The 24,702-nt window shown below is 67.5% G+C and carries 25 protein-coding genes and 2 pseudogenes; 17 read left to right on the forward strand and 10 right to left on the reverse strand.

Features of this window, described 5'->3' with window-relative positions; translation table 11 throughout:
• Positions 1-258 precede the first annotated feature (258 nt).
• Genes OTB16_RS29860 through OTB16_RS29875 form a run of 4 tightly spaced genes read left to right on the forward strand, consistent with a single transcriptional unit; the run spans position 259 to position 6,444 of the window.
• Positions 259-1,011: a TnsA-like heteromeric transposase endonuclease subunit gene (locus OTB16_RS29860; RefSeq protein WP_267724161.1), complete on the forward strand. Its 753-nt coding sequence runs from the start codon at positions 259-261 to the stop codon at positions 1,009-1,011.
• Between the two features lie 11 nt (positions 1,012-1,022).
• Positions 1,023-3,053 (forward strand): helix-turn-helix domain-containing protein, encoded by a 2,031-nt coding sequence (locus OTB16_RS29865; RefSeq protein ID WP_267724162.1) that lies wholly within the window; start codon positions 1,023-1,025, stop codon positions 3,051-3,053.
• Positions 3,050-4,138 (forward strand): TniB family NTP-binding protein, encoded by a 1,089-nt coding sequence (locus tag OTB16_RS29870; RefSeq protein ID WP_267724164.1) that lies wholly within the window; start codon positions 3,050-3,052, stop codon positions 4,136-4,138. Before OTB16_RS29865 ends, OTB16_RS29870 begins: the two co-directional genes overlap by 4 nt.
• Positions 4,135-6,444, forward strand: a complete 2,310-nt coding sequence (locus tag OTB16_RS29875; RefSeq protein WP_267724166.1) for a TniQ family protein — start codon at positions 4,135-4,137, stop codon at positions 6,442-6,444. Before OTB16_RS29870 ends, OTB16_RS29875 begins: the two co-directional genes overlap by 4 nt.
• A 56-nt stretch (positions 6,445-6,500) precedes the next feature.
• Here the strand turns inward: OTB16_RS29875 and OTB16_RS29880 are convergent, their stop codons facing one another.
• On the reverse strand, positions 6,501-7,109 hold the full coding sequence (locus OTB16_RS29880) for a hypothetical protein (protein WP_267724168.1): 609 nt from the start codon (positions 7,107-7,109) through the stop codon (positions 6,501-6,503).
• Positions 7,067-7,585 carry an ATP-binding protein gene (locus OTB16_RS29885; RefSeq protein ID WP_324290896.1) on the reverse strand — a complete coding sequence of 173 codons (519 nt, stop codon included), beginning with the start codon at positions 7,583-7,585 and terminating at the stop codon, positions 7,067-7,069. Before OTB16_RS29885 ends, OTB16_RS29880 begins: the two co-directional genes overlap by 43 nt.
• Before the next feature lie 130 nt (positions 7,586-7,715).
• Between OTB16_RS29885 and OTB16_RS29890 the strand changes: the two genes are divergently transcribed.
• Together OTB16_RS29890 and OTB16_RS29895 are read left to right on the forward strand one after the other, a co-directional pair.
• Positions 7,716-8,639: a helix-turn-helix domain-containing protein gene (locus tag OTB16_RS29890; RefSeq protein ID WP_267724170.1), complete on the forward strand. Its 924-nt coding sequence runs from the start codon at positions 7,716-7,718 to the stop codon at positions 8,637-8,639.
• Entirely contained in the window at positions 8,636-8,962 is a 327-nt protein-coding gene (locus OTB16_RS29895; protein ID WP_267724172.1) for a hypothetical protein, read from the forward strand. Before OTB16_RS29890 ends, OTB16_RS29895 begins: the two co-directional genes overlap by 4 nt.
• A gap of 51 nt (positions 8,963-9,013) precedes the next feature.
• Here OTB16_RS29895 and cutA read toward each other — a convergent pair whose 3' ends face one another.
• Together cutA and OTB16_RS29905 are read right to left on the reverse strand one after the other, a co-directional pair.
• On the reverse strand, positions 9,014-9,340 hold the full coding sequence (gene cutA / locus OTB16_RS29900; RefSeq protein ID WP_040025600.1) for a divalent-cation tolerance protein CutA: 327 nt from the start codon (positions 9,338-9,340) through the stop codon (positions 9,014-9,016).
• A 279-nt stretch (positions 9,341-9,619) separates the two neighbouring features.
• A complete protein-coding gene (locus OTB16_RS29905; RefSeq protein ID WP_267724176.1) occupies positions 9,620-10,486 on the reverse strand; it encodes a PDDEXK family nuclease in 867 nt (288 codons plus the stop codon).
• Between OTB16_RS29905 and OTB16_RS29910 the strand changes: the two are divergent.
• From OTB16_RS29910 to OTB16_RS29930, 5 genes and pseudogenes are all read left to right on the forward strand, one after another.
• Positions 10,478-11,352, forward strand: a pseudogene (locus OTB16_RS29910) (transposase); the annotation flags it as partial. The gene OTB16_RS29905 and the pseudogene OTB16_RS29910 overlap by 9 nt on opposite strands.
• An 84-nt stretch (positions 11,353-11,436) precedes the next feature.
• Positions 11,437-12,210 carry a GIY-YIG nuclease family protein gene (locus OTB16_RS29915; RefSeq protein WP_267724178.1) on the forward strand — a complete coding sequence of 258 codons (774 nt, stop codon included), beginning with the start codon at positions 11,437-11,439 and terminating at the stop codon, positions 12,208-12,210.
• Positions 12,207-13,334 carry a PD-(D/E)XK nuclease family protein gene (locus OTB16_RS29920; protein ID WP_267724180.1) on the forward strand — a complete coding sequence of 376 codons (1,128 nt, stop codon included), beginning with the start codon at positions 12,207-12,209 and terminating at the stop codon, positions 13,332-13,334. Before OTB16_RS29915 ends, OTB16_RS29920 begins: the two co-directional genes overlap by 4 nt.
• Positions 13,335-13,780: 446 nt before the next feature.
• Positions 13,781-14,044 carry a hypothetical protein gene (locus OTB16_RS29925; RefSeq protein ID WP_160310979.1) on the forward strand — a complete coding sequence of 88 codons (264 nt, stop codon included), beginning with the start codon at positions 13,781-13,783 and terminating at the stop codon, positions 14,042-14,044.
• A 155-nt stretch (positions 14,045-14,199) separates the two neighbouring features.
• A complete protein-coding gene (locus OTB16_RS29930) occupies positions 14,200-15,000 on the forward strand; it encodes a hypothetical protein (protein ID WP_267724184.1) in 801 nt (266 codons plus the stop codon).
• 159 nt (positions 15,001-15,159) lie between these two features.
• On the opposite strand, the gene OTB16_RS29935 is transcribed toward OTB16_RS29930, so the two are convergent.
• Positions 15,160-15,393, reverse strand: a complete 234-nt coding sequence (locus OTB16_RS29935) for a helix-turn-helix transcriptional regulator (protein WP_030577858.1) — start codon at positions 15,391-15,393, stop codon at positions 15,160-15,162.
• A 374-nt stretch (positions 15,394-15,767) separates the two neighbouring features.
• Here OTB16_RS29935 and OTB16_RS29940 point away from each other — a divergent pair, with 374 nt between their 5' ends.
• A complete protein-coding gene (locus OTB16_RS29940) occupies positions 15,768-17,042 on the forward strand; it encodes a tyrosine-type recombinase/integrase (RefSeq protein ID WP_267724187.1) in 1,275 nt (424 codons plus the stop codon).
• A gap of 226 nt (positions 17,043-17,268) precedes the next feature.
• On the opposite strand, the gene OTB16_RS29945 is transcribed toward OTB16_RS29940, so the two are convergent.
• Positions 17,269-17,799 (reverse strand): site-specific integrase, encoded by a 531-nt coding sequence (locus tag OTB16_RS29945; protein WP_267724189.1) that lies wholly within the window; start codon positions 17,797-17,799, stop codon positions 17,269-17,271.
• A gap of 68 nt (positions 17,800-17,867) precedes the next feature.
• Here OTB16_RS29945 and OTB16_RS39695 point away from each other — a divergent pair.
• The 3 genes and pseudogenes from OTB16_RS39695 to OTB16_RS29955 form a co-directional block, all read left to right on the forward strand.
• Positions 17,868-18,118, forward strand: a pseudogene (locus tag OTB16_RS39695) (hypothetical protein); the annotation flags it as partial.
• 391 nt (positions 18,119-18,509) lie between these two features.
• The gene (locus OTB16_RS29950) at positions 18,510-18,929 is read left to right on the forward strand and encodes an SRPBCC family protein (protein ID WP_267724191.1); all 420 of its coding nucleotides are present in this window, start codon (positions 18,510-18,512) and stop codon (positions 18,927-18,929) included.
• A 135-nt stretch (positions 18,930-19,064) separates the two neighbouring features.
• Complete coding sequence (locus tag OTB16_RS29955) at positions 19,065-19,304, forward strand: hypothetical protein (protein WP_267724193.1); 240 nt, start codon at positions 19,065-19,067, stop codon at positions 19,302-19,304.
• A gap of 272 nt (positions 19,305-19,576) precedes the next feature.
• On the opposite strand, the gene OTB16_RS29960 is transcribed toward OTB16_RS29955, so the two are convergent.
• Positions 19,577-20,026 (reverse strand): SRPBCC family protein, encoded by a 450-nt coding sequence (locus OTB16_RS29960; protein WP_267724355.1) that lies wholly within the window; start codon positions 20,024-20,026, stop codon positions 19,577-19,579.
• A gap of 781 nt (positions 20,027-20,807) precedes the next feature.
• On the opposite strand from OTB16_RS29960, the gene OTB16_RS29965 reads away from it, so the two are divergent.
• Both OTB16_RS29965 and OTB16_RS29970 read left to right on the forward strand, forming a co-directional pair.
• On the forward strand, positions 20,808-21,317 hold the full coding sequence (locus OTB16_RS29965) for a hypothetical protein (protein WP_267724195.1): 510 nt from the start codon (positions 20,808-20,810) through the stop codon (positions 21,315-21,317).
• 75 nt (positions 21,318-21,392) lie between these two features.
• On the forward strand, positions 21,393-21,854 hold the full coding sequence (locus tag OTB16_RS29970; RefSeq protein WP_267724197.1) for a hypothetical protein: 462 nt from the start codon (positions 21,393-21,395) through the stop codon (positions 21,852-21,854).
• 151 nt (positions 21,855-22,005) lie between these two features.
• Here the strand turns inward: OTB16_RS29970 and OTB16_RS29975 are convergent, their stop codons facing one another.
• The 3 genes from OTB16_RS29975 to OTB16_RS29985 form a co-directional block, all read right to left on the reverse strand.
• Entirely contained in the window at positions 22,006-22,149 is a 144-nt protein-coding gene (locus OTB16_RS29975) for a hypothetical protein (protein WP_267724199.1), read from the reverse strand.
• Between the two features lie 206 nt (positions 22,150-22,355).
• Entirely contained in the window at positions 22,356-24,329 is a 1,974-nt protein-coding gene (locus OTB16_RS29980) for an APC family permease (RefSeq protein WP_420717828.1), read from the reverse strand.
• Between the two features lie 27 nt (positions 24,330-24,356).
• Positions 24,357-24,701, reverse strand: a complete 345-nt coding sequence (locus tag OTB16_RS29985) for a hypothetical protein (RefSeq protein ID WP_267724202.1) — start codon at positions 24,699-24,701, stop codon at positions 24,357-24,359.
• Position 24,702: the final 1 nt, after the last annotated feature.

The raw sequence follows: 24,702 nt of genomic DNA on the forward strand, positions 1-24,702 counted from the left end.
CCCCTGGACCAACCCGAGGCCCAGGAGACCCCGGCCTCGGGCCAGCCAACACCGACCAGGCGACTACGACCGACCCCGCCAGCCCCGACCACCCACCCGCTTGCCCGTTACCGACCCACGCTCCTAGGTACGGCGTCAGCGTCACGCTGACAGTTCGCGGTCCAGCCTTTCGTTTGGTTTGTCCGCCTTTCCGCTCACGTTAGCGCTGGTGGTGGCCAGTGTCCTGGTGTCGGCAACATCGGGCACGAAGGGGCGGCCATGGGGACTGGTGCAGGCGACGCGGATGCGACAGATTGCCGGACAGTCCGGGTCACGTATCGGCGGGCCAACGAACGACTGGTCGAGGCTGAGCTCGACCGGGTTCCGGTGGACGAAGTCGCCGGCGGACTTCCGGTACGCGAGTTCCGTTGGTACCGGGGCCAGAAGCACTATTCGGGCTGGTACCACGCCTCGACAACAGGTCGGATGGTGGCGTACGAGAGCCGGTTGGAGCTCGCCCGAATCCTGATCGCCGACTTCGCCGGTGACATCGTGGAGATCGCGGCCCAGCCCTTCCAACTGGTCGGCTCGGACGGTACCCGCATCCGCCGCCATGTTCCCGATCTGTTCCTTGTCCACGCCGGCGGTCTGGTGACCGTCGTGGACGTCAAATCCCCCTCACGCATGAAGGATCCCAAGGTGATCGCACAGTTCGACTGGACACGCCAGGTGTGTTCGCGCCGCGGCTGGGTCTATGAGACCTGGTCGGGGGCCGAGCCTGCTGTCGTGGAGAACGTGCGCTTCCTGGCCGGCTACCGGCGCCGCAATCTGGTGGAAACCTCGCTCATTGCACGCGTGCTGGACGCCGCGGTGGACCAGCCGACGATCGGCGGCGTCGAGGCCGCCCTGGCCGGACACCACTCGTGCGAGATCGTCCGTCCGGTCGTCCTGCACCTGGTCTGGTCCGGCCAGCTCGTCACCGACCTGTGTGCTCCGCTGAACCGTGCGAGCCGCATCCGGGTGGCGGCATGAGTGCGTACGCGATGACCCTGTTTCCAGGGGCCCGGCTCTTCTTCAGCGGTGACGCCGTCGAGGTCGTGGACGTCGAGGGTCTGCACACGACGGTCCGCAACGAGCGGACGGGCGAGTACAGGTCCGTTCCGCTCGGACGGCTGGCAGCCGGAGCCCGGTCGATCGGTGTTCCCGCGCCGACCGGCTCAAACGGGGTTGGCCTGCTGCTGGCGGGCTTGTCGGCAGACCAGCGTCAGAGGCTGGAGGAACGGGCGGGGCACGTCCGGGAGGTGCTCAGCGGCTACCGGTCCGGGCATGTCGGCAGTGCTTTGCCGAGCGAGCCCAGGCCCGCTTACGATCCCGATCTTCCGCTGAAGGACCGAACTGCGGCCAAGGCCGCTGAGCTGGGTGTTTCGGCTCGCACGATTGAGCGGTGGCTGACCGCCTACCGGGAAAGTGGTGAGGCCGGCCTCGTCGATGCCCGCACGGGGAGGATCTCCAACGTCGATCCCCGCTGGGAGGAGGCGGTGCGCCGGGTGATGGCGGAGTCGGTGACCGGCTCGACCCCCACACGGTCGGCTCTACTGCTGTGGGCCGAGGAACGGCTGACCAGCGAGTACGGCAAGGGGACGGTTCCGATCCCGTCCCGGAGCACGGCCTACGCCCGGCTCGCCTGGCTGGCCAAGGGCACGAACGCGGTGTCCGGCAGCGCCAAGGCCCGCCGCTCGATCGCGGAGAGGCCGCAGGGCACTTACGGACGACTGAGGGCCACCCGGCCCGGTGAGTACGTCGTGCTCGACACCCAGGACCTGGACATCTACGCCATGGAACCGGTGACCTGCCGCTGGGTTCCGGTCCAGCTCACCGTCGCCCAGGACCTGTTCTCGCGCTGCATCGTCGGCCTGCGGGTGACGGCCTGCTCCACGAAGGCAGTGGACGTCGCCGGAGTGCTGTTCGAGGCGGTCTGCCCTCCCCTGGACGACACGGTCCGGCCCGCGCTCGCTCCTTACCACGGGCTGTGGGACGAGGTGGTGTTCACCGAGGACAGGCTCACCCCCGGCGGCGGACTGTGTCCGCCAGAGACGCTGGTCATCGACCACGGGCGGGCGTTCATGTCCGCGCACGTGATCGGCGTCTGCACCCGGCTGGGGATGTCCATTCAGCCGGCCCAGCCGAAGAAGCCCACGGACAAACCAACCGTCGAACGCTTCTTCCGCACCCTGCGGGAAGGGCTGATCCAGCACCTTCCCGCCTACAAGGGGCCCGACGTCCACAGCCGCGGGCAGGCGGTCGAGGACGCCGCGTTCTTCTTCATCCACGAGGTGGAGGAGATCATCCGCGAGTGGATCACGGAGGTCTATCACCGGCGTGAGCACGACGGACTGGTCATCCCGCAGTGGCCGAAGCTGTCGCTGTCCCCGTTGGAGATGCTGCGCATCGGCCTGGCCCGCGCCGGACGACTGCGCATGCCGGCCTCGCCGAACCTGGCCTTCCAGTTCCTCGCGGTCAAGCCGCGCACGATCCAGCACTACGGGGTCGAGGTCGACGGCCTGCGTTACAACGGGCCCGTGCTGGATGGCTACCGCAACGCACCGAGTCCTTATGCCGGTCTCGGGCGGCAGTGGCCGATCCACGTCAACCCTGACGACGTGCGGTTCGTCTACTTCCAGGACCCGGCCGACGACTCCTGGCATCCGCTGCTCTGGGAACACGCTCCGGCGCTGAAGATGGCCTTCAGCGGTGAGGCCGCCGCCTATGCTCGCCGTCTGGCCGCACGCGAGGGCCGGCACATCGACGCCTCTCAGGCCCTGTCGGATCTTCTGGCCCGTTGGGACCAGGGGATGGTCACCGACCGGCGCGAACGCCGCATGGCGGTGCGGCTGTCGGCAGATCGCCGCGCCCTGTCCCTGCCGGTGCTGCCCGAGCAGTCCGGCCCCTTGACGCCTCCGGAGCTGAGGCTGGTGCCCGACCTGCCGGCCGGGGACAGCGATGAGGAGGACGAGCTGTTCGACGCCCCCGAGGGCGACGACTTCTACGCCGACGCCTTCGAGGTGATCGAGTGAGGCAGCCCAACCTGTTCAGCCTCTCCCGCAAGGAGGGCTGGCGCCGCTTCGCCGACGCCGCGCCGCGGCAGCGGCCCGAGACCCTGCCCCGGGCCCAACTGGCCGCGCTGACCGAGGCGGCAGCCGAGGACTACAACGACTCCCGGCACGACTGGCACGCGAACTTCGGCATCATCCAGACGCCTCAACTCGCGGGCATCCACGACGAACTCGAACAGATCGTCGCCGCCAATCGGCAGGACGGCGACCGCATCCGTTCCGCCGCCGTCATCGACGCACTGCCGGGCCTGGGCAAGACCACCATCGCCAACCTGTTCGGCCGCGACTTCGACCGCCAGCAGATGCGCCGCTTGTCCACGGTCACCGAGGCCGGACACGAACGCATCCCCATCTTCCGTGTCGGCCTGACCTCCAACACCACCCTGCGAACCCTGAACCGGATGATCTGCGAGTACTACGGCCACCCCGCCACTGACCGGGCGAACGCCGCCGCCCTGGCCAGCCACGCGCTGGACTGCGTCCTGTCCTGCGAGACCCAGCTCGGCATCATCGACGACATCCACTTCATCGACCTGGACCGCCGCGACGGCCTGGCGGTGTCCAACCACCTCAAGTGGCTCGCCAACGAGCTGCCGGTCACCTTCGTCTATGTCGGTGCCGGCCTCGCCGAGCGGCGGTTCTTCGCAGACGGGCTGACCGGCAAGAATGTGGCCCTGGCCCAGACCGCCCGCCGCTGGACCCGCCTGGGTGTCGATCCGTTCCGTCTCGACACCGAGCAGGGCCGACGCCACTGGCGGAGCCTGATCAAGTCCACCGAACGTCAGCTCGTCCTCGCCGAGCACCGGCCCGGGATGCTGCTGCGCCACGCCGACTACCTTTTCGAACGCACCAGCGGGCACATCGGGTCGTACTTCACGCTGCTCATGCGCGGCTGCTACCGCGCGATCCGCACCGGCACGGAAGCCATCACCCGCGAGGTCCTGGACGGCGTCCGGCTCGATGAGGCGTCCGAGCAGGCACGCAAGCAGCTGGCCGCCACCATGGCTCACGCGAAGATCACTTCCGTGCTCGGTGATGCCTCGTGACCGAAGCACGTGTCCTGCCGCTGCGGATCCCGATCCTGGACGGCGAGAGTCTCGACAGCTGGCTGGAGACACTGGGCCGCCGCAACGGCCTGACGCTCTCCGCGTTCCTGCGCGTCCTGGGTATGCCCCGGCAACACCTCACCCGCCTGCTGGTCAGCGCCCCGCCCGTCGCCGTGCTGCGCGAGCTGGAGATCCGCACCGGCCTGCCGGCGGGTCGCCTCGATCAGGCGGTGATCGGCAGCGACTTCCCCCTCGGCCCCAGGCGGCAACGACGATGCCGGTTCTGTCCCCAGTGCCTGGCCGAGCGGGAAGGACGGTGGCTGCGGAAGTGGTGGCTGCCCTGGACGTTCGCCTGCACCACGCACGAGGCCCTGCTGCACGACACCTGTTCCGGCTGCGGCGAAGGAGTACGCATCAGGCTCCCCGGACACACTCTGCGGTTCCCGGCGGGAACCTGCACCCTCGGTTCCCGGCTCACGTCGGTCTGCGGCACCGACCTGACCAGCTCCGACGTTCTGCCGCTGGACTCCGATCATCCATTGCTCGCCGCTCAGCACCGCGTCGACGTCCTGCTCGCCACGCCGTCCACGGCCGGCACGGTCCTGGCCGACCTGAACCAGTGCACGCCATGGCTGATGCACACGATCGACGACAACGACATCCAGACGATGGGCCGGACGGTCCGCGAGCGCTGGCGCCGCCGGCCGCTGGCCACCCGGACTCCGGCCGACCGGGTCAAGCCGCTCGACGCCGCCACCAGCGGTGTCATCGCCCACGCGGCCCTGGCCTTCCTCGACACACCCGACGACGACTCGGCCGTCCACGCTGTCCACGTCCTGCGGTCCCGGCGCGACACCCCGAACAAGGTGATCCCCAAGGGCATGACCGCCGAGCAATGGTCCCGGCTCTCGCCAGGCACACGGCGCCGTTTCCTGCACGCCGGCGATCAGATCATGGGCGCCCTGGACCGCGTCCGCTTCTCCTCCTCCACCCCACGCGCCCGCGTCCCCGAACCCGGCGATCGCAGCGCGAGCGCACGCATCCGAAACGTTCCGCAGCTGCTCTGGCCCGGTTGGACAGTGCGACTCATGCCCCAGGAGGGGATGCAAGAGAACCTGTTCCGCGGCATCGCCGCCGCACTGCTTCTCCTGCCCGGGGAACCTGTCCTTCGGGCACGCGGCGTCACCGACCGATTGGGACCGCACCTGCCGAACGCCATGACCGTCACCTTGCAACGAGCCCTCAAGTCCGGCCACCCGGACGTGCTCACCGCACTCTGCAACCTCGCCCACCATCTCGACGACCACGGCAGCCCCATCGACTACGAACGTCGGCGGCACATCATCCCCGCGGCCCCGATCAGTCCCGACCAGTGGCGCGAGCTGTGTTTCCGCACCGGCACCCAGCCCGGTGAACAGCTCAGCGCCAAGACCACCCAGGCCCCCCGCTACCTCAACGCCCAGCGCTACCTCAACCAGCTCCTCACCGGCGCCGACCTCACCGACCCCCGCCATCCCCTCGTCCTGCGATCGGCGCCCGACCGCTCCCGGTACTTCGCCTTCCCGCCCTCCCTGACCCTCGACCAGCGAGATGCCCTCCACCAGCACGCGATCGGCATCCTGCACGACCTGAACATCGACGAGCCACTGACCTGGGAACCACCGCAAGAATGCGCCGACGGACTCGATCTCCCCGGCCGGCACCTCGACGACATCGACCTGGAAGAAGTACGCCGCATCGTCATCACCGAACAACGCGCACCGCGAGAAGCTGCCAAGGATCTGGACACCACCCTGACCCACATCCGGTTCGCACTCGAACGGGTTCCCCGCGAACCGCGCGAGTGGGCCAGGTCATCGAGCCTCGGCTCCTGGCGCCTCCACCAACAGGCCAAAGAGGTCCTCACCACCGCCTTCCTGCAACGCGAGTACATCGACAGCGACAAGACCCTGGCTCGCATCGCCCAGGAAACCGGAATCCCCCGCCACATCGCCGTCGCCCAAGCCCGCGCACGACCGATCCATTCGGCGCGGCCGGCAGGCGCGACAGCCGGTGAAAGCGCGAGAGGTCGAAGCCACGCCCCTGAACCTCAGCCGCGGGCACGGCGAAGAGGTCGATGCCGTCTTCGCTGGGCGGCGACGGGGCGGCTTCCCGGATGGCGAGGAGCGCTTCGCCCTGCTCGCGGTGCGGCAGGAGGCGCGGCGCGCGATCGGTGTGTCCCTCGAAAGTCATGGTCAGCCCTCGGCCAGGTGTATTTGAAGGTGAAGGCGAGCGCGACGCTCACGGTGGCGATCAGGGCGATCTGAGCGCTGATCTGCCGCCAGCCCCAGCCCTTCCTGTCCATCCAGCGCAGTGGACGCCTTCAAGTCGGCGCGACGGGCTCCTCGGAGATCACGAGGTGGAGAAACGCCCGGCAGTGCTCGCCCAGATGTTTGATCACGGCGTCGTACTCGTCGTCATCGGAGCTGATGTTGTGCCGGTCGAGAACGATCACGCCGTCGGCCAAGCCCTCTCGGAGCTGCCGCTCGGCTTCCCGCCAACCAGGTCGATCCCAAGGCGGCGTGTAGACGCCCTGGCTCGCACTGGATGCCGGGAAGTACGTCGTGGTCACCGGGACGGCCACATCGTGGAGCCGGGCGGCGATCGCGTAACCGAGCTGGTCGGCCTCAGCCTGTAGCGTTCCCCAGTCCTCGTCAGGTCGGGCCCTCGGAGTCGGTACCAAGCTGTACGCCAGCACGCGCAGCGACTGATCGTCCTGCGTGTCGACGACCTGTCGGTAGAAGTGCTCACGGAAGCCTCGGAGTTGGCCGGCTCGGGACTGGCGCTTCACCCGGGGAGAGGTGCGGGGCCATCTCGGGTGGTCGTTGCCAGCAATCGGCGACCCAGCGCCCGTGTGCTTCTCACGTCCCCAGTCGAAGGCAACGAGGCTCAACACGTCGGGTCCGTGCTTGATTGCGTCGTGCGGTGACATGGGGGTGCCTCCGTGAGAGTGGGGATGACCGCGTACGTAGTTCGGCCGCCGTCCGCGACGCCCCACCGAAGCGACAGGCAGGCGACGAGGTGCAGCCCTCGACCACCGAGGCCAGCGGCACTTGCGCGTCGTCGCCTCGCCGGTGCGGTGCTGTCGTCGGTGACTCGGATTCGAAGCTCGTGATCGTCGTGTCGCAGTCGCAGTCGAACATCCCCGGAACCGTGGATGATCGCGTTGGACACCAACTCCGAGACGACGAGCCGGGCGTCCTCTGCCGGCGCGTCCGGCAACGACCACTGCTTCAGCACGGTGGCCGTGGTTCGCCGTGCTTGAGCGACGTGCACATCCACCGGCTCCATGACCATCTCGAAGACGTGAGAGGCCAGCGGACACCGAGCGGTCGCGGCGCCGACGAGGTGGGCGCCACAGTCGTCGCCCCCAGGTCGAGGTGGCGTTGCTGTCCGGTGCGTGGTCATGCGCACATCGCACCGTGGCTGCGCGATCCGGAACAGGGGAAACCGGAGGGGGGAAATCTTTGTCAAGGGGGGAAATCAGGGGGGAGTTGAGGAGAGTATTGGCTTTCTCCCACGAACAGGGGTCAGACTCATGGCAGTGGATCCGTTTGCCGATCTGCTCCGTCACCTGCGGCGTAACGCGGATCGGACGCAGGACGAGCAGGCCGGTGCGATCAACGCCGCTTCCGGCCGGGCAACGATGACCCGCCGAGAGGTCAATCGGTACGAGAACGGTGCCAACGTTCCGACGGACCACACCCTGGGGAACATCGCTTTGGCTTGCGGCGTCCCGCTGGAGCCGCTGCTGCGCGAGGCGAAAGCCGCCCGCGCCAGGCGGCGAGAGAAGAACAAGGCCGAGGCGGAGGACCTGGACGACGTGAAACGCCGAACGCTGCTGGGAGGCGCAGTCATCAGTGCGGCTGCGGCTGCCGAGCCGTGGGGCCGGCTGGCCTATGCCCTCAGCAAAGGTTCCAAGATCGACCCTGAGTCAGCGGGGGTGCTTATTGATCATGCGGCCCGGTTGCACGTGGACGAGCTGAGCGAGAGCGCGCTCAGCCTGCAGTCTCGGGTCGAGGCACACTTGGACGCGATCACCGCAGCCCTTCCCCGCGCCGGAACCCACGAGCGAGCACTGACCATCGCGGCGGGAGAGACCGCAGCTCTTGCCGGATGGGTTGCCTGGGACCTCGGCGAGCACGACAAGGCCATCTCCTATTACGGAGTGACCTCGGAGTGCGCGAAGAAGGCTGGGCACCCCCCTCTGCGCGCCCTGGCTCTGGGCTACGCGAGCTATGGTGCCCCCAGCCCTGCGAAGGCGCTGGAAATGCTCTCGCAGGCAGCTCAGGACGTACGCGGACGTGGCAATGCAACCGCCGCAGCATGGGCCCTGGGCCGGTACGCGGAGGAGGCCGCTCAGTCAGGCGATGACGCTGCGGCCCTTCGCGCGCTGGACCAGGCCAAGTTCGCCTATGACTTCGCCGACCATCGAGCGAGCAGGCGTGGGTCCGCTTCGTGACGCCGTACCGGATTGACTCCTTCGCCCTCTCGGTCTACGGCGAACTCAAGCGTCAGGAGCTGACGGCCACGGCCGACTCCGCAGTCGAGCGCCTCGGTGGTGAACTCCCCGAGTCCGGTGTGGTCGTCCTGGGGGACCTGGCGTCCGCCCTTCTGCGCGGCGGCGACGTAGACCGCGGGGCCTACGTCGCGCACCAGTTCGCGGCAGCGGCGGAGTCGAAGCCCAACACCATGGGCCGTCAGCGGGCGCAGGCCATCGCTGCCGGGCTCCCCGACACCGAGCATGACCTGGCCAGCCACCTGCTGACGTTCGCGACGCTGTGAAGCGTCCAAGCGCACGGGCTCGGTGAGAGCGAGGCGCTGCGGTGGTGACCTCTACTGCGGACGCGTCTCGTCGACGACCCAGGACAAGTACGCCTCCGACCCTCCGGTCACAGGCAGCGTGACCCACTGGGGGACGTCGTACGGGTGCCTCTCGTGCAGCCATGCCTCAAGCGCGGGGAGGCGATCCGCCGACGTCATGTAGGAGATCCGCCACTCCTGAGCCGCTTCGACCTTCCCCTGCCACCAGTAGAAGGCGGTGATGGGCGCATCGATGTGAACGCCCGCCGCCAGTTTGCTCTCAACAGCGCCTCTGGCGAGGGTCTTCGCCTGCTCCTCGTCGTCACTCGTCGTCTGCGCGATCACGATCTCGGGGTCCATGCGGCTACCTCTCCACCTCGGGTACCGCGACCCTACCCATGTGTTCGACGCAGGCCAGCGAGAGGGGCGGAGGCGGCCCGTAGTGTTCGAGCCGCCATGATTTGAAAACGCCGGGCGCGCGAATCTGTTCCAGGCCTGCCGGGTTCAGCGCCCCCAGCCGACCGTCCCTGGGGAGCCGTCGAAGTGTCGCCGCCTCGTGGCGGCAGCACGGCGCCCAGTCGGAGCCGGGCGAGAGTGGACCTTCACCCGCGAGTGGGCGAGCATTACGCGCCCGCGCCCTCACGCTTCGTACGGGGCCTCCGAGCGAGAGTCCTCCGAGTCAGCGGCCTCTGCCTCAGCTATCTGTTCGGCGATCTCCCTGCGGATGGCCACCGTGTCCGCAGGAGACCACCCCGAGCCGCTCCCGAAAGGCAGCACACGGTCGTGGGGCTGGTACAGCTCCTCGCTTTCCAGACTGCGGCGACAGGCGCGGCACTTCCACGGACGGCGCAGGGTGATCCACTGTCTGAGCCCGCACCAGGGGCACAACGCGAAGTACGCGCTGGGCCCGTGAGCGGCAGCCCAACTGGCGTAGCCCGACCGGCTACGAGCCACGTTGATGTCGCCGTGGGCGCGTTCCGCGACCCAGCCAAGGAGGACCATCTCGCCACCGGGCCACGCGCAGGCGCAGGGGCCGTCGCAACGGCAGGCGCGCACCTTGCCCAGCTCGACGGCCTTTTCCTTGCGGGGGGTGGCTGGCCCCTTGACCTCAAGCCATGTCCCGATCTCGGGCAGCCAGAAGTCCGGCAGGTAATGCGCCCCCGACGGCAAGGTGAACTGCTCGGGCTCGTACTGCCAGAGGATGCTTTGAGTGTCGAGGGTGCGGGCCCAGTCGGCTTCGAGCCGAGAACGGAAGGTGGTGCCGCTGTACACCGTCGATACGGCCTCGATGGGCTGGCCCTCTTCGGGGAGGTCCGTCACGGCGTCTCCGTTCTGGGTCAGTTCTGCGCCGCCCCGCAGTTTGACCGCTAACCTCGCGCTTTCATGAAGCGAGCTGTCCGACGGGTGGTCACGTAGGCGAGACGCGCTTCTGAACAGCAAGAATACGGCTTCTCTACTTTGTTGGCCATCACCGAGCTCGCCCTCAACAATGGCGAAATGCTCCACTCACAGGCCGGGTCGGTGCTGCTGGCCGAGATGGTCTGCAAGTCCGGTCTGAACACCGCGATATCGGTGGCACTCACGCCGTGGCGCAAGCCGCGGGCCGTGCACGATCCGGGGAAGATCCTGCTGGATGTGGCCTTGGCCGTCGCACTCGGCGGGGGCTGTCTGGCCGACATCGGCATGCTGCGGGCCGAGCCGGATGTTCGGCCCGGTGGCCTCCGATCCCGCAGTCTCCCGTGTCATCGACAGACTCGCCGCATCCGCCCGAAAGCCCACGCGGCGATCCGGGACGCACGTTCCCGAGCACGGGGCGGGTCTGGGAACTGGCCGGTGCGTACAGTCCGGCCACCGACGGCCAGGTGATCGTGGACATCGGCGGAGTGCTAACCCTCGCGCACTCCGAGAAACAGGACGCCACCGCGACCCGGAAGAAGACCTTCGGCCACCACCCCCTCGTCGCGTTCGTCGACCACGGCCAGGCCGGGTCCGGGGAGCCGGTGGCCTCCCTGCTGCGGCCCGGCAACGCAGGCTTCAACACCGCCGCGGACCACATCGAAACCGCCCGACTCGCCCTGGCACAACTCCTCAAGGCTCTGCGGCTGGGACGGCAGACACTGATCCGCACCGACTCCGGCGGCAGCATCCACGCCTGATGGGCAGCGGCTGTCGTATTCCGTCGGAATGACCATCACCGACGCCATCCACCAAAGCCGTACTGAAGATCCCTAAGAAGGCGTGGACGCCGGCCCTAATACGCCGGCGGCACCGAACGGCCCGGCGCCTGGGCTGCGGAGATCGCCGATATGCCCGACCTGGGCACCTGGCCCAGGGGGATGGGGCTGGTCGTCCGGGAGGAGCGGCCTCACCCCCGGAAAAGCCGCACCCCACACGCACAGCGTCCCCGTCAGCGAACTGATGAGAACCCATGAACGATTGAGACTAACCTCCGTTCCATGCAGTTCACCCTCGATGGCGAATCCTTCGAGCTGACGCCCACGCTTGTTCGTGGGCGTCTTGCTGGTCACGTGCCCGAGGAGATCCGCGAGTACTGGGTCGAAGTAGATGGTGTGCGTTGGCCGGTCAAGCAGGTCATCTTCCTTGCGACAGGTGCCAAGCGCAGCAGGTTTCAGTCGCAGGCCTCTCGGCGGTGGCTGCAGAACCTCGGGTTCTTGATCGGTGCCGGATCCTCGGCCGCCGAGAGCGGCTCAATCCCGCGGCTGACCGGCGCGGCGCGTCGTAGGCCCTTCGACGAGTCCCAGCTCAAGGAACTGGAGGCGCTCGACGTCCGCGTTGCGTTCTCGTGGCTGAGCGCCGGCCCGATCACGCTGGACAAAGTCGGCCTGCCGAGGTTTCCCGGACTCCCGCGAGCGCCAGGGCTCTACCGCTACGATTTCGGTGTGGACGACGACGGCATCCGCGTGCTCTACATCGGGGAGTCCGTGGAGCTGGCCAGGCGAGCCAGCAACTACCGCAACGCCAAGACGGATCGCTCTAGTCAGCGCACCAGCCGCCGCATCCACAAGGAGATCGTCGGCCACTTGGAGTCCGGCGGTTCGATCGCATTCGCCATCGCAACGTCAGTCCGCTGGGGTGACAATGTCGAGCTGGACCTGCGGCTCAAGTCCGCCCGTCGCCTTGCCGAGAACGCTGCGGTGCTCCTCGCGCAGTCGCAGTCCAGGATCCGCGTGCTCAACATCGACGCGGAGCTGGGAGAGGGCAGCGAGTGAGCAGTCTTCCGGACCTTCGCTTCCTGCTCTCGATCAACAGCGAGAACGCGTGGAGCGATCTGCTCGCCACCCTCATGAATGCCGACCAGGCGATCACCCGCTCCGTCCTCGGCATCGACGCTGTTGGCCCGCTCCAGATCCGTCGGGAGGTCTCGAAGTCGCGGGGCCGGAAGGCATCGGATCGCCCCGACCTGGTGGTGGAGGCGAACGGTCAGGTTGTCGCTGTCGTCGAAGTGAAGCTGCTTGCCGGCCTCGGAATTGAACAGTTGGAGCGGTACTACAGATACGTCGCCGAGGAGGACCGAGACGACTGCCGGTTCGTGGCGGTCTCGCTTCAGCGCATCCGTCTCGACACCACCCATGCCCAGGACTGGCAGAACCTCACCTGGGAAGAGCTCATCGCTCCCTTCGCCTCGTCCCCGGTACCGTGGGCCGCGACGACCGCTACAGCCTGGACGAGCCACATCGAGTCCCAGGTGCCGGAGGTGGATGGCCACACAATCTGGAATCAGATCGACGGTATCGACCTGTACCTCGCCCTCCGGCTTCGTGCTGCCTATATGTACGACAACGTCGCCTTGCCCGGCGGCTCATCGAAGGCCATCCGGGAGATCGGCTCCGGTGGCCTGTACGTCGCGATCGTGGACGCCCCGATTCCGGGCAGCGGCTACACCGTCCGTTGGGATGCCACCGAGAGCTTGCCGACTCAGGAGGTTGGCAATCTCGTCGACAGCAGCGGGCTTCGCGGGGTCGACTTCCGCTTCTTCCTCGCGCAGCAGCGAGTCACCTCCTCCAAGGCCTTCGACTGGGATCACCTGGCGCTGCTCTGGCAGGAGTACCTCGCCCAAGAGGACTGGATTCCGTGGAGACCCCATCCGCCGCGCAAGACCTTGCAGTGGGAGAAGGATGGCGTGGCTAGACTCAAGGCGCTCGGTGCTCCAGCGTTCCTCGGCGCTGGCTACGGCGAGAAGCAGGCCAAGCTCAGCGGTGAAGTCGAGTTCGGCGCGCGCTTTGTGCTGCCGCCCTCAACCACACTCAAGGAAGCCACCGAGGTGCTCAGCAGGGTGGCTGTGATCGGGTCCCGGATGGCACAGCACGCGACTCAGCCGCAAGGGAGACTGTGATCGCATTAATCGACGGAGAATCTGACAGCGGCGATGCAGGGGTGGACGGATAGATGATGGGCGACTTTGGACCCGACCGCTTGCGGCAGCTCTTCGGCGACCCGAACGAGAACGGGGTCTACCTGGTCGGCGTCGTGGAGTTCTCGGACGATGCGAGCGAGGACCAGTGGTCGTACGTCGGGAACACTCAGATGGGGACCCTGGAGTCAGTTGCCAGCAGGCTCGGCTATGAGCGGCGTGACATCAGGATTACGGAGCCCTACCGAGAGCCTGGCCGTGGGGTGCTGCCGGACGGAACAGAGCTGGCAGTCACCTCGACCACCGTGCCGGGGAGCGCATCCTGGCATCGGAGTAGCCGGGAGCCAACGCCGGAGGAACGGCTCCGGTGGGCAGGGCATCCAGTGCCGCCGCCACCTCCACCCGAGCCGGTGCCGGTCGGTCCCAACATGGAGACGGCGAGGCCTCGGATCGAGGAGCACCAGGGCGAGGTCTTCTACACGAAGACCGGCAAGCCCTTCACCTACCGGACCAACCACTACACCCTGGTCATCGTCGAGAGTCGGCGCAACGTGCAGTGGCACGAGATCAGGTCAGCGCTGGAGGCATGGCCGATCGCGGGGCCGTCGGAGATTCCACGATGCCCCGAACGTTCTGGGCGGTACGTCTACGGGATCGTGTCCGACGAGCGGATCCGGCAAGGGGACTGGTGACAACCTTGGACCTGCGGCTCTGTGGCGGCTGATGCGATGCTCGCCGAACCTGCCAAATCGTCGGACGCTACAGCTACGGTCATGAGTGAGGTTCTACTACCGCGACTTCCTCGCCGACCGAGCGCCGAGGAAGACCCGAGCACTGACGAGGACGCATGGCCGAGGACCAGGAGTACGACGAGGTCGACGCAGTTGTTCGTATCCCCAAGGGCGAGCACCTCGCCGACTCGCGGAAGAGCAAAGGCTGGAGCCGTGGGTTCACTCCCAAGACGAGTGACAAGGGGCCGGAGCACGTTGAGATCCGCCTGAAGGCCGAAAAGGAGTCAGGTTTCACAGACAAGCCCGAGATCGTCTACGTCACCAAGTACGTGGAGGATCAGCGTCCTCAGCTCACCCCCGGCCAACAGGCCGTGGCTGACATCACGGGCCAGATCATCGAGGGTCTCGTAGAAATCGCAAAACCTCACGTTGCCCACTGGTGGCACACCCAGGCCGTACCGGTCCTCGTTGCCAAGGGCGAAGCCTTGGTGCTGAAGCAACAGGCCCGCAGAGCCCAGAAGAAGGCCTTGCGGGCCGGGGCCACGACGACACCTCCTGCTGCCGTCCCGGGAGGCGAGGCGGACGCGCCTTCCCAAGATCTGGCCACCGCGCCCAGCGACCCGAAGGTCACTGTGACGAGCCAGCAGTTCCAGCAGATGTTCATGACTTGGCTCGCTCGTGAGGACGCCCAGCAGGCACTCTGGAGCCTCATCGTGAATGCCCAAGTCGAGGATGGCGGTGCTGCCACCCTGGCATGGCAGCAGGAACTGAAAGAGCTTTCGCCTGAGCAGCGAACCGAGGGGGTCATGGAGTTCCTCGCTAACAACCCCTCAATTCTGGAGGACTTCGCTCGTCAGCTCATGGACAGCATGGCCCTCGGGCTCGGCGAGACGGCTCTCAGGCGCGACCGGGCGTAGGGGGCCGTGCCGTTTCAGGATGGCGTCACTAGAAGGGGCCTCCGACCTGCGTCGGAGGCCCTCTCCAAGGCAAAGCCGCTGGTGGCGTCAGGCGAGTCGGGCTGTACGCCGGGTTCTGTCGCCCGACCAAGGACAAGGGCACCAGCCAATTTTGGCCGATCAGGTCGCGCGATTCACTGCTTGAGCTTCCAGCCATGCCTCTACCTCCGACCAGCGGTAGCGCAAATAGCGGCCGACCTTGTGGGCTCGCGGACCCTGGTGTCGGTGATTCCATATGTAGACCGTATTCAGAGGTACGCCCAGGAAGTCGGCCAGCTCCTCCGCGCTCATCAAGGGACAACGGTCCCCCGCGCCACTAGCGGCTTCTTCTGCGCGGGCAGTGGTTCGACGCATGGGCACTCCAGAACGGTTCGAAGCGGGCAGGAAAGAACCACGTGAGCGGTATTCCGCCGTGGTGGTGCACGGAACGTTTGCATTAAATTCCGGCCGGACCAAACAGAGGGCCTTTCGACGAAATGCCTACGCCTCTTGCGAACTCTCGAAGGACACCGGCGAATCTTCGCTGAGGTGAAATCTTCTCTACCACTCTGCACCCTTTGTCGCGAAGACCCCAAGAATGCATTTGACATCTTCAGCTCGCCTGGATCAACATCCAATTCACTCAGGGCGCGATGAACGGGCAGACAATCTCGCCGTCGACGATGGCCCTGATTAGAAAGAGTCCACAAATAGACTCAAAGGGCCGTTGGAAACTAGGAGTTGAGTCGATGCCGTACGACCGCTGGCACAAGTCGCGCCCGAAAGACGGGGAGTCGACCTGCAAGGAACACGGCAAAGTCCCGACGCGGGATCACGGGACGGGGAAGCGGTGGCAGGCCCGATGGCGCAACCGGGAAGATGTCCAGCAGACGGAGCTGTTCCGCACCGAGGTCGAAGCCCGCAAGCACGAGACCAAGATGCGGTCCGGAGTGGACGACGGTTCGTACATCAACCCTCGCGCCGGTGAGGTCAGGGTCGGTGAACTCGCCCTTACGTGGCTCAAGGGGCACGAACACAAGAATCCACGGACTTACCGACGCCACAAGGAGCGGATTCTCCTGCACGTCGTTCCTACCGCAGTCGGGAAGATGCGCGTAAAGGACGTGAACGCCTCATCTTTGCTGGACTGGCTGCACGACCGTCGCAGGCTGCTCGAAAGTTCCACACTGCGCCTGGTCTTCGACAATCTTCGGGCTGTCTTTGACCTGGCCGTGGACGACAGCCTGATACACAAAAATCCGTGCCTCGCCAAATCGGTGCAGGACGCCAAGCCGAAGCGAGGAGGTGGCGGCCGGGCAGAGCTGACCCTGACATGGGAGGACACCGAGAAGATTCGTGCCGAACTTCCCGACCGCTATAAAGCACTCGTCGACTGTGGTCGCGGCCTGGGTCTTCGGCAAGGAGAGATATTCGGCCTGTCACCAGAAGATATCGACTGGGCACATCCGGACGGTGCCATGGTGCACGTGCAACGGCAAGTAGTCCACGACGGCTCGTTCCTCGTATACGACCTCCCCAAGGGCGGAGACGACGAGGACCCGAAGGACCGGTGGGTCAAGCTGACCGACGACGTGGCCATCCCCCTGCGCGAGCACATGCAGAAGTACCCGCCGGTCGAGGTGACCCGACCGTGGGGCAGCAAAGGCGGCGACCCGGTCACGGTGCGGCTGATCTTCTACACCCGGGAGAAGACCGCCATTCAGTCGAATTGGTTCAACTCCTACCGCTGGAAGCCCGCCCTGGCGTCGGCCGGCCTCATCAAGCCCCTTGAGCCCGACGCGAAGGGACGACGCTGGGAGAAGTCCCGCGACGTGATGATGCACGCGCTCCGACACCTGTACGCGTCGATGATGATCAACGGCGGGGTAGACGTGTACACGCTCGCGGACCGCCTCGGACACGCCGATCCCGCGTTTACCCTGCGTAAATACGTGCACCGGGTCGTGGGAGCCGGTTCCAAGGTCCGCATCGCGGTCCGTAGCGCCTACAGCAGGGCCGCGTGAGTCCTGCTCCGTTCGGCTTGTGCAACAACCGTGCAAGATGATCTTCAAGAGGGATCATTTGCCCAGGTCAGAAGCTTTGTCTATGAGTTCCGCGACATCTGACAAACGGCTGCCGCCGCACCCTATCCGACCTGCCAATACAGGGGTCGGTAAGGGATGCGGCGCCGTCTGTGGGACTTCTCTGGGACCTTGGGCCCCGGCGGGCGTTCCCGGGACCCCCTCCCGGCTACCCGAACACGGCGTCGATGGCGGCGGTGCCGCGGGCGCCCGCACGGGGCAGGAAGTGCGCGTACTCCCTCAGGGTGAAGCCGGGGTCGGAGTGCCCCAGCCACTGGGCGAGGGAGACAACCGACTGACTGGCCTCCAGCCGCTCGGAGGCGCAGAAATGGCGCAGCGCGTGGAAGCCGTGCTCCCGGGAGGGCTCCCAGACACGCTTGCCATCCGCACGTTGCTCCATGCCTCCGATCACGCCGGCCTTGGTCAGAGCCGGCTTCCACACGTAGGAGTTGAAGTAGTTCCGGTTGACCGCCTTGCGCTCACCTCCGGTCACGAGCAGGCCGTACGTCCCGGCCGACGGTGCTTGACCTCCACCGCCGTCTGCGGGGGCCTCGGGTCGTCCCAGGCCATGGTGACTGGCACTGGTGCACACGTGTCCGCGTACCGTCTGGCTGCCTGCCTGCGCCAGGCTGGAGGTCAGCGCCACGTCCCGGACCTTGCGGCCCTTGGGCAGCGCGAAGCACAGCCTCGCGTGCACCATCTTGACCTGCCGCTGGACGTGGACGACTCCCCCGCCGAAGTCGAAGACTTCAAGGCTGAGTCCGAACGCAAACGGACTTGTCGCTGGTCAGCGTGGACTCCACCGCGGTCCGCGCCCACCACGACGCCGCAGGGCTCCGCGTCAGCAAGCACCTCATGGAGGCCCTGGAAGAAGCCGCGCAGGACCAGGAAACAGCCCGGCAAAGAGGGGCGGACCGGAGGAACAGAACGGACAGGCCGAGCGCCGGCGCGTCCGGCGCGGACACAGGCTCCGCCTGAAGGAAGCCCTGCTCGGCAGGTCTCGTGGCGGTCTCACGACGACAGCACCAGCGACCAGGACGGCCCCAGCAGCCCGCCGGCACACCTGAACGGCCCAACCAGCGTGACGCACGGCCGCCGCACGCGTTGACAGCGACGACACGTGCCCGCCTGCCCGTCCATCCCGGGCCGGTACCCGTGTGACGGTCCTGCCACCCAGCCCGGCGGCAGGACCGTCGTCGTCCCGCCCCGGACGCTCCAACGCTCACAGGAGTCACCCAGCACGGCCGGGCTCCACCAGACGGGTGGTCTTCGCCGCTTCGCCCGGCAGAAGGGCCAGGCCGGCAGGCCCGGAGAACCAGGCCGGGAGCGGGGCTGATGGCCATATCCGCTGTCCTCTTGATGCGGACTTGGCCTGTTTCGTCTGTCGGGGTGAGAGGGAACGGGATGTCCATGGGTGACTACGACGCTTCGATCAGCGTGGCGGCTTCTCCGACGGTGCTGTTCAGCTACCTCGCCGATGTGCAGAACCTTCCCGCCTACATGCCGCGGCTGACCTCCGCGAAGCCGCACGACGGCGACCGGGTCACCGTCACCGCCCACATCGAACCGCCGGGCGAGCCGGAGCGGGACGTCAAGAGCGAGGCATGGATCCGGGTGCTGGAGAACGGCAAGTCACTGGAATGGGGAGCGCCCGGGCCGCATGACTACCGCGGCCGGCTGCATGTGGCCGCCGGTGAAGACGAGGACCACTCCCGGCTCTCCGTGGAACTGCACACCGAGCGCATCGAGGGCGAACAGGTCATCGACGGCCTCGAGGAGGCGCTGGACGGCATCAGGGCCGCCGTCGAGGCAGCCGAAGCCGGCCGGTAGTCCGACGAGCGATCCCGGCGCCTTCGCACCAGCGCATCCGGAGCGGGCAGGTAGGAGCGGGGCCTGTCCTCCGGATGCGTGAGAGGGGCATGTGGGCGACGGTGGAAGCTCTGCCGTCGCATCCCGAGGAGCGCCATGATCGTCAAAATGCTGCACGACAAGGGCCTGCGGAGTGAGCACGCCAACACCATCGCCTGCCTGACCATCGGTTTGTCCGTCGCCTCGTGGCTGACGTCGATGAAGGTGGAACCGGCGGGTATCGACCGGGCCGACAGGTGGGGGATCTTCGTCGCCACATGGCCGGCGACCTGGTTCGGCCTCGGACAAGCCCTCGCGCAGTACGAACGCGCCGACGCACTGCAGGGAGACATGTAGCCCCTGCGGGCCGACTACAGCAACCGCTGTACGCCGAGGCAACCCCGGACCGCACTGCCGACTTCCGGCGTCGCGTCGGGGGCGGGCAGGGCCCGGCCGGTCCGAGGGTGCGGATCCGGTCGGGCCCTGGTCTGAATCGGTACCAGTCGACGCACCAGCTACGGCGGGGTGGGTACCGGTATCCGGCAGGCACAGGCCTGGCCAGGCCAGGCCGCAGCGAACACTAGGCGGAAGGCCCGACTTCCCCGAGAGGACGTTCCTTCCCCGCGGGGTCAGACTTCGCCGCGCCAGGAGCCGGATTCGGCGCCGCGGGACTCGATGTAGTCCTTGAACCGCTTGAGGTCGCCAGTGACCTGACGCTTGACGAAGCCGAGCTTGTCGCCGAGGTTCTCGGCGAAGCCCTCGGGGTCGTAGTCCAGCTGGAGCATGACCTTGGTCTTGTTCTCGGCCAGGCGGTGGAAGGTGACCACACCGGCCTGCTTGGCCTCTCCGCCGACGGTCGTCCAGGCGACGCGCTCGTCAGGAATCTGCTCGGTGATCTCAGCGTCGAACTCCCGCTCGACACCGCCCACCTTGGCCTTCCAGTGGGTGAGGGTGTCGTTGACCTGGGTGATCTTCTCCACCCCCTCCATGAACTGCGGGAACGTCTCGAACTGCGTCCACTGGTTGTAGACGGTGCGGACCGGAACATCGACCTCGATGGACTCTTCGACCTGCGACACGTGACAGCCCTTCATTTCGTACGGCCGCACCGGCTGGAGCCCGCCGGTGCGGGGAGACGGGTTCATGAATGCCCCCACGACGCTGCTGCCCACCCAGGGGCAGTCCATGACCCCCCGAACGGGGCCCTGATCCAGCCGCACCCCTAGCCGGGGCGCAGGACATCCGGCCGGGCCCGCCCGTGGTGGGCCGTCGCCGGCACCCGCAGTCCTCGTGAAGCATCCGCGAGTCCTGCACACGGCCGGGGGAACGCCGGGCCACGATGGTGGGCTCCCGGGCCCAGCACCCGCGGGTGAGAGGAGTACGAGCCACCGAGGCCACGTAGCGGTGGCCGGCGGCGCAGGCCGGCTGGGCGGCGCCGAGGGCCGCGACGGCCACGAGCGCGGTGGAGATGGACAGCGCGATTCTTCACCAGAGCACAGCGATCAGCCTCACGTTCTGCGTGGGGGGCGGTGAGTTGAGGAAGCGCGCTACTTCCAGCAGGGCGGGGGCACCGGCGAGTACCCCTCGGTACGGATGTCGCCCGTTATGGGCGCATGTCTATTTCTCCGCGCGCAGATTCCTCCTGTTTGCGCCACGTACGCGCGTCGAGCGGCGCCGGCCCGGGATGGTGCGGACGCAATAGTCGGCGGTTCGAGATCTGTGCCTGAGTCCGCCAAGACGGTGCGTCCTCCCTCTGGCGGACGCGCGTAGACCTAGGGCACCATCTCCTTGCTCGCAGCACACCCGGATCCACCTGCACTGCCGTCCCACCGTCACGGTCCCCAGCAGGAGGCACGCCCGATGAAACTCCGCTCCGTCCTCACCGCTCTCGCCTTGGTCCTCGGCGCGCTCTTCGCCCCCGGCGTCGGCGTCCTTGGTGGCGCCACCGACGCCCACGCAGTCAGCAAGATCAGCCACGCCACCGCCACCTCGAAGTTCAACAGCTCCGGGATCACCTGGTCCTCGTCCGGCGGCTGCTCCGACCGCAACAACCCGACCTGTACGTCCTTCGAGCAGCTCAACCTCGCCACCGCACAAGGCGCCCAGACCCTCAAGAGCGCCAGCGGCTGCGCCCTGAACATCACCGGCGGCACCGAGACGGGGCACGCCGGCGGCACCTACTCACACTGGAACGGCTACAAGCTCGACTTCAGCAAGTACACGTGCGTCGGCAACTACATCAAGAACACGTTCACCTACATCGGCGTGCGCGGCGACGGCGCCCCGCAGTGGAAGTCCGGCGCCGGCAACGTCTACGCCGACGAAGGCAACCACTGGGACGTGACCTTCTACAACTGCGGCGGCTGCTGACCTCGCGGCGCCGCGTTGGGTGGACCACTGCAATCCACCCAGGCACGCGTTCCGGAAACGCCTGTCGTCGGCGACATGCGCCAACTCGTCAGCGGACTCGGCGGTCAGACCATGGAAGACCGGAGGCTGATCGAGCGTTCGAGGCGGCCGTCCACCATCTATTTCAGCCCGCGGGTCTCGATGCCCGTCTTCGGCGCGCTCGTCGCAGTGTGCGAGGCGGCCGTGGTGGTAGCAACTGCCTCAAGGCCCCTGAGCCCTGGTGCGGCGCTGGAAGAAGGCCGACACGCGGTAGACGTGCCGGCCTTCTCGCGAGTGGGATCAGGAGTCGCCGTCGCGGGCGGCGCGGACGAGTTCCTCAAGGAGGTCTTCCATCGTGACGAAGCCGGCCACCGCGCTCGAGACCGCGGCAACGGCCCCCAGCGCATCGCCGGCTTCTCCCCGCAGCAGGCCGCCCGGTGGCCCACGCTGACCGCAGCGCGGGCCACCCGTCCCCTCCCTCTGACAGAGAATAGGAACAAGCGACGCGACTGGCTCTGACACCGCATGGAGCCGTGCGGAACCCGGAAACCGCCTCACCCTCCAGCGGCCCCGGCACGCATGACCTCCGTCGCCGGGGGACGGACCTCCCCTACCGGCACGTCGGCCTCGGCCCTGCGCCGCTGCCGGACAGGTCAGCTGGCGCCGGAGTTCAGGGCCGGTAGATCATTTCGAGGAGGAAGGCGGCGATGAGCATCCATACGCCGATGCCGATCAGCCACCACCACTCAGCGAGGACACCTGCCGTGACGAGGACAGCGGCCCCGATCGTCAGGCTGATGATCCTGGGCCGCATTCCCCATTCCCGAAGGGCTTTCATTCTCTGTAGTCCCGTCAGTGGTCAGCATGTCCCCGTGCGGAGGGCGTGCGGCGCCCCCTCGTCGTGGAGGCTCACGCACGGGAGTCTAGGCACGATGCGGGTGGCGCGACGGGCGAGATCCGCCTCTGCGGACGGCGTGTCCGGCGTGTTGCCGGTGGTCTGCCCGGCTGGCGTGGTCGGGGTCAGCCACCGACGTGGATGCCGGGGCGGCGGTCTGGGTCGGGTTCGTGTTTGCGGATGATCTCGCGGGTGACCGGTGCGGTGTCTCCGCGTCCCAGGAGGAAGTAGCGGACCATGTGGACCAGCGGGCTGCCTTCGGCCCAGGCGAAGTAGCAGTGCGGCTGGACGCCGGTGGCGTCGCGCAGGGCCAGCAGGATGGCGGCGATGGCGTTGGGAGCGGCCGGTGCGGCTGCGCGCAGGATCCGGTGGCCGTCCACGTCGACGCCATGGATGGTGAGGGTGTCGCTGAAGTCGGACGGGTCGACGACGTCGATCTCGAGGAACAGCACGTCGGCCGGGCCGGGCACCGGGTTGACGCCGCGCTGCTCGCGTTCCTTGTCGCTGTACTCGGCGACGTCGCCGGCCTGGCGGCGGTTGGCGATGATGTTGATGGCGTTGTCGTGGGCGAGGGTGTCCTTGATGAACCGGCGGGCGTCGCTGTCGAAGACGATGCGGTCGGCGCGCAGTTCGGTGGTGCGTGAGACCCGGGAGATCAGCGACACGATCATGATCCCGGCGATGAAGAAGGCGGAGATGACGATGCCGTCGGGCTTGTCAATGATGTTGGCGACCAGGGCGTAGAGCAGGACCGCGGTGAGCAGGGCGAAGCCGATGGTCGTCGCGCGCCGGCGGTGGCGGGCGACGGAGACGGTGACGGCGAAGGCGCCGGAGACCATCATGGCGAGGATGCCGGTGGCGTAGGCGCCGGCCTGCTCGTCGACGTCGGCGTCAAAGGCGATCGTGATGGCGATGCACAGGGCCGTGTAGACGATCACGACGGGGCGTACGGCGCGTCCCCACTCGGGGGCCATGCCGTAGTCGGGCAGGTAGCGGGGGACGATGTTGACCAGTCCCGCCATGGCGGAGGCGCCGGCGAACCACAGGATCAGGATGGTGCTGATGTCGTAGACGGTGCCGAACACCTCTCCGACATGTTCGTGGGCAAGCCATGCCAGGGCACGGCCGTTCGCGGCGCCGCCCGGCTCGAACAGCTCGTGCGGGATGAGAAGGGTGGTGACGAAACTCGCGGACAGCAGGTACACGCTCATGATGAGAGCGGCGGTGGTCAGCAGCCTGCGGGTGTTGCGGATCCGCGCGCGCAGCCGCTGCTCCGCATCCGCCCCGTCGGCGGCGACGAGCGGCATCATGCTCACGCCGGTCTCGAAGCCCGACAGGCCCAGCACCAGCAGCGGGAAGGCGAGCAGCGCGGGGCCCACCAGATCGCCGAAGCCGCCTCCGCCCGCGGCGAGGGCATCGGTCCACGTCGACCAGGTGCCCGGCGTGGTGAAGACGTGGGTCAGGCCGATGCCGATGACGACCGCGTTCAGGGCGAGGAAGACGGCGACCAAGGGGATGGCCACGCTGACCGCCTCGCTGAACCCGAGCAGGAACACGCCGCCGAGCACCAGCAGCAGCGCGACGGTGAGGGCGACCTCGTGGCCGTGGAGCACCGCAGGGAAGAAGGGGTTCTCCACGACGTGCACGGACGCGTCGGCGGTGGACAGGGTGATGGTGATGATCCAGGACGTGGCAACGAACCCGAGCAGGATCAACACGAACAGCTTGCCCCACCAGAACGGCAGCAGGTCTTCCAGCATCGCCACCGAACCGGCGCCGTGCGGGCTCTCCTTCGCCACCCGCCTGTACATCGGCAGCATCCCCAGCAAGGTCAGCGCCACGATCAGCAGCGTCGCCAACGGGGAGACCGCACCGGCCGCCAGCGCGGCGATCGCCGGTACGTAGGCCAGACTGGAGAAGTAGTCGACCCCGGTCAGGCACATCACTTTCCACCAGGCGTGCGGCTCGGCATGCCCTTCGCCGGCCGCCGGCCCCACCGGCTGCACCCGATGACGCAGCAGCCATCCCGCCAGGCCCCTGGTGGGGTGTGCCCGCAGAGCCGGACTGTCCACCACTTCCGGCACGACCGGACCTTGCATGTCCTTCATGTCCCCCACCACTTTCCCTCACAGCCTCAAGACACCGTTGACAGCAGCGCACCAGCGCCACGGCACGATCATCGAGTATCCGACCGGCAGAAGCCGCCGCGGCGCATCGTCAAAGCGGCCGAGGCCGTACACGACCGGCCGCGCCCCCTCGGGCAGGACGGGTACCGCACGGCGAGGTTCGTCGCCCCGGGCGGCGGCACGGTCACCGACAAGGCGACCGTGGGCACCAGTAACCGGCCGCAGCCCCTCCGGAAGCAGCACGTCAGGATCGGATCCGTTCTCACCGCGCGGCGACGGCCTCGGGGGCTCGGGCGTGCCGGTGGAGAACTCGCACTCGTCGTCCGTCGTGGCGGGGCCGTGCATG

It is taken from the genome of Streptomyces antarcticus (assembly GCF_026627255.1).
In the GTDB taxonomy this organism is placed as follows: domain Bacteria; phylum Actinomycetota; class Actinomycetes; order Streptomycetales; family Streptomycetaceae; genus Streptomyces; species Streptomyces antarcticus.

Bases quoted from the DNA above. Each gene is read 5' to 3' on its own strand.
- OTB16_RS29915 (WP_267724178.1), top strand. From the start codon at position 11,437: ATGCAGTTCACCCTCGATGGCGAATCCTTCGAGCTGACGCCCACGCTT.
- OTB16_RS29965 (WP_267724195.1), top strand. From the start codon at position 20,808: ATGAAACTCCGCTCCGTCCTCACCGCTCTCGCCTTGGTCCTCGGCGCG.
- OTB16_RS29985 (WP_267724202.1), bottom strand. From the start codon at position 24,701: ATGCACGGCCCCGCCACGACGGACGACGAGTGCGAGTTCTCCACCGGC.
- OTB16_RS29970 (WP_267724197.1), top strand. From the start codon at position 21,393: ATGCGCCAACTCGTCAGCGGACTCGGCGGTCAGACCATGGAAGACCGG.
- cutA (WP_040025600.1), bottom strand. From the start codon at position 9,340: ATGGACCCCGAGATCGTGATCGCGCAGACGACGAGTGACGACGAGGAG.
- OTB16_RS29945 (WP_267724189.1), bottom strand. From the start codon at position 17,799: ATGGTGCACGCGAGGCTGTGCTTCGCGCTGCCCAAGGGCCGCAAGGTC.
- OTB16_RS29890 (WP_267724170.1), top strand. From the start codon at position 7,716: ATGGCAGTGGATCCGTTTGCCGATCTGCTCCGTCACCTGCGGCGTAAC.
- OTB16_RS29975 (WP_267724199.1), bottom strand. From the start codon at position 22,149: ATGCGGCCCAGGATCATCAGCCTGACGATCGGGGCCGCTGTCCTCGTC.
- OTB16_RS29860 (WP_267724161.1), top strand. From the start codon at position 259: ATGGGGACTGGTGCAGGCGACGCGGATGCGACAGATTGCCGGACAGTC.
- OTB16_RS29865 (WP_267724162.1), top strand. From the start codon at position 1,023: ATGACCCTGTTTCCAGGGGCCCGGCTCTTCTTCAGCGGTGACGCCGTC.
- OTB16_RS29885 (WP_324290896.1), bottom strand. From the start codon at position 7,585: ATGACCACGCACCGGACAGCAACGCCACCTCGACCTGGGGGCGACGAC.
- OTB16_RS29930 (WP_267724184.1), top strand. From the start codon at position 14,200: ATGGCCGAGGACCAGGAGTACGACGAGGTCGACGCAGTTGTTCGTATC.
- OTB16_RS29955 (WP_267724193.1), top strand. From the start codon at position 19,065: ATGATCGTCAAAATGCTGCACGACAAGGGCCTGCGGAGTGAGCACGCC.
- OTB16_RS29950 (WP_267724191.1), top strand. From the start codon at position 18,510: ATGGGTGACTACGACGCTTCGATCAGCGTGGCGGCTTCTCCGACGGTG.
- OTB16_RS29980 (WP_420717828.1), bottom strand. From the start codon at position 24,329: ATGCAAGGTCCGGTCGTGCCGGAAGTGGTGGACAGTCCGGCTCTGCGG.
- OTB16_RS29925 (WP_160310979.1), top strand. From the start codon at position 13,781: ATGGAGACGGCGAGGCCTCGGATCGAGGAGCACCAGGGCGAGGTCTTC.
- OTB16_RS29935 (WP_030577858.1), bottom strand. From the start codon at position 15,393: ATGCGTCGAACCACTGCCCGCGCAGAAGAAGCCGCTAGTGGCGCGGGG.
- OTB16_RS29880 (WP_267724168.1), bottom strand. From the start codon at position 7,109: ATGTCACCGCACGACGCAATCAAGCACGGACCCGACGTGTTGAGCCTC.
- OTB16_RS29940 (WP_267724187.1), top strand. From the start codon at position 15,768: ATGCCGTACGACCGCTGGCACAAGTCGCGCCCGAAAGACGGGGAGTCG.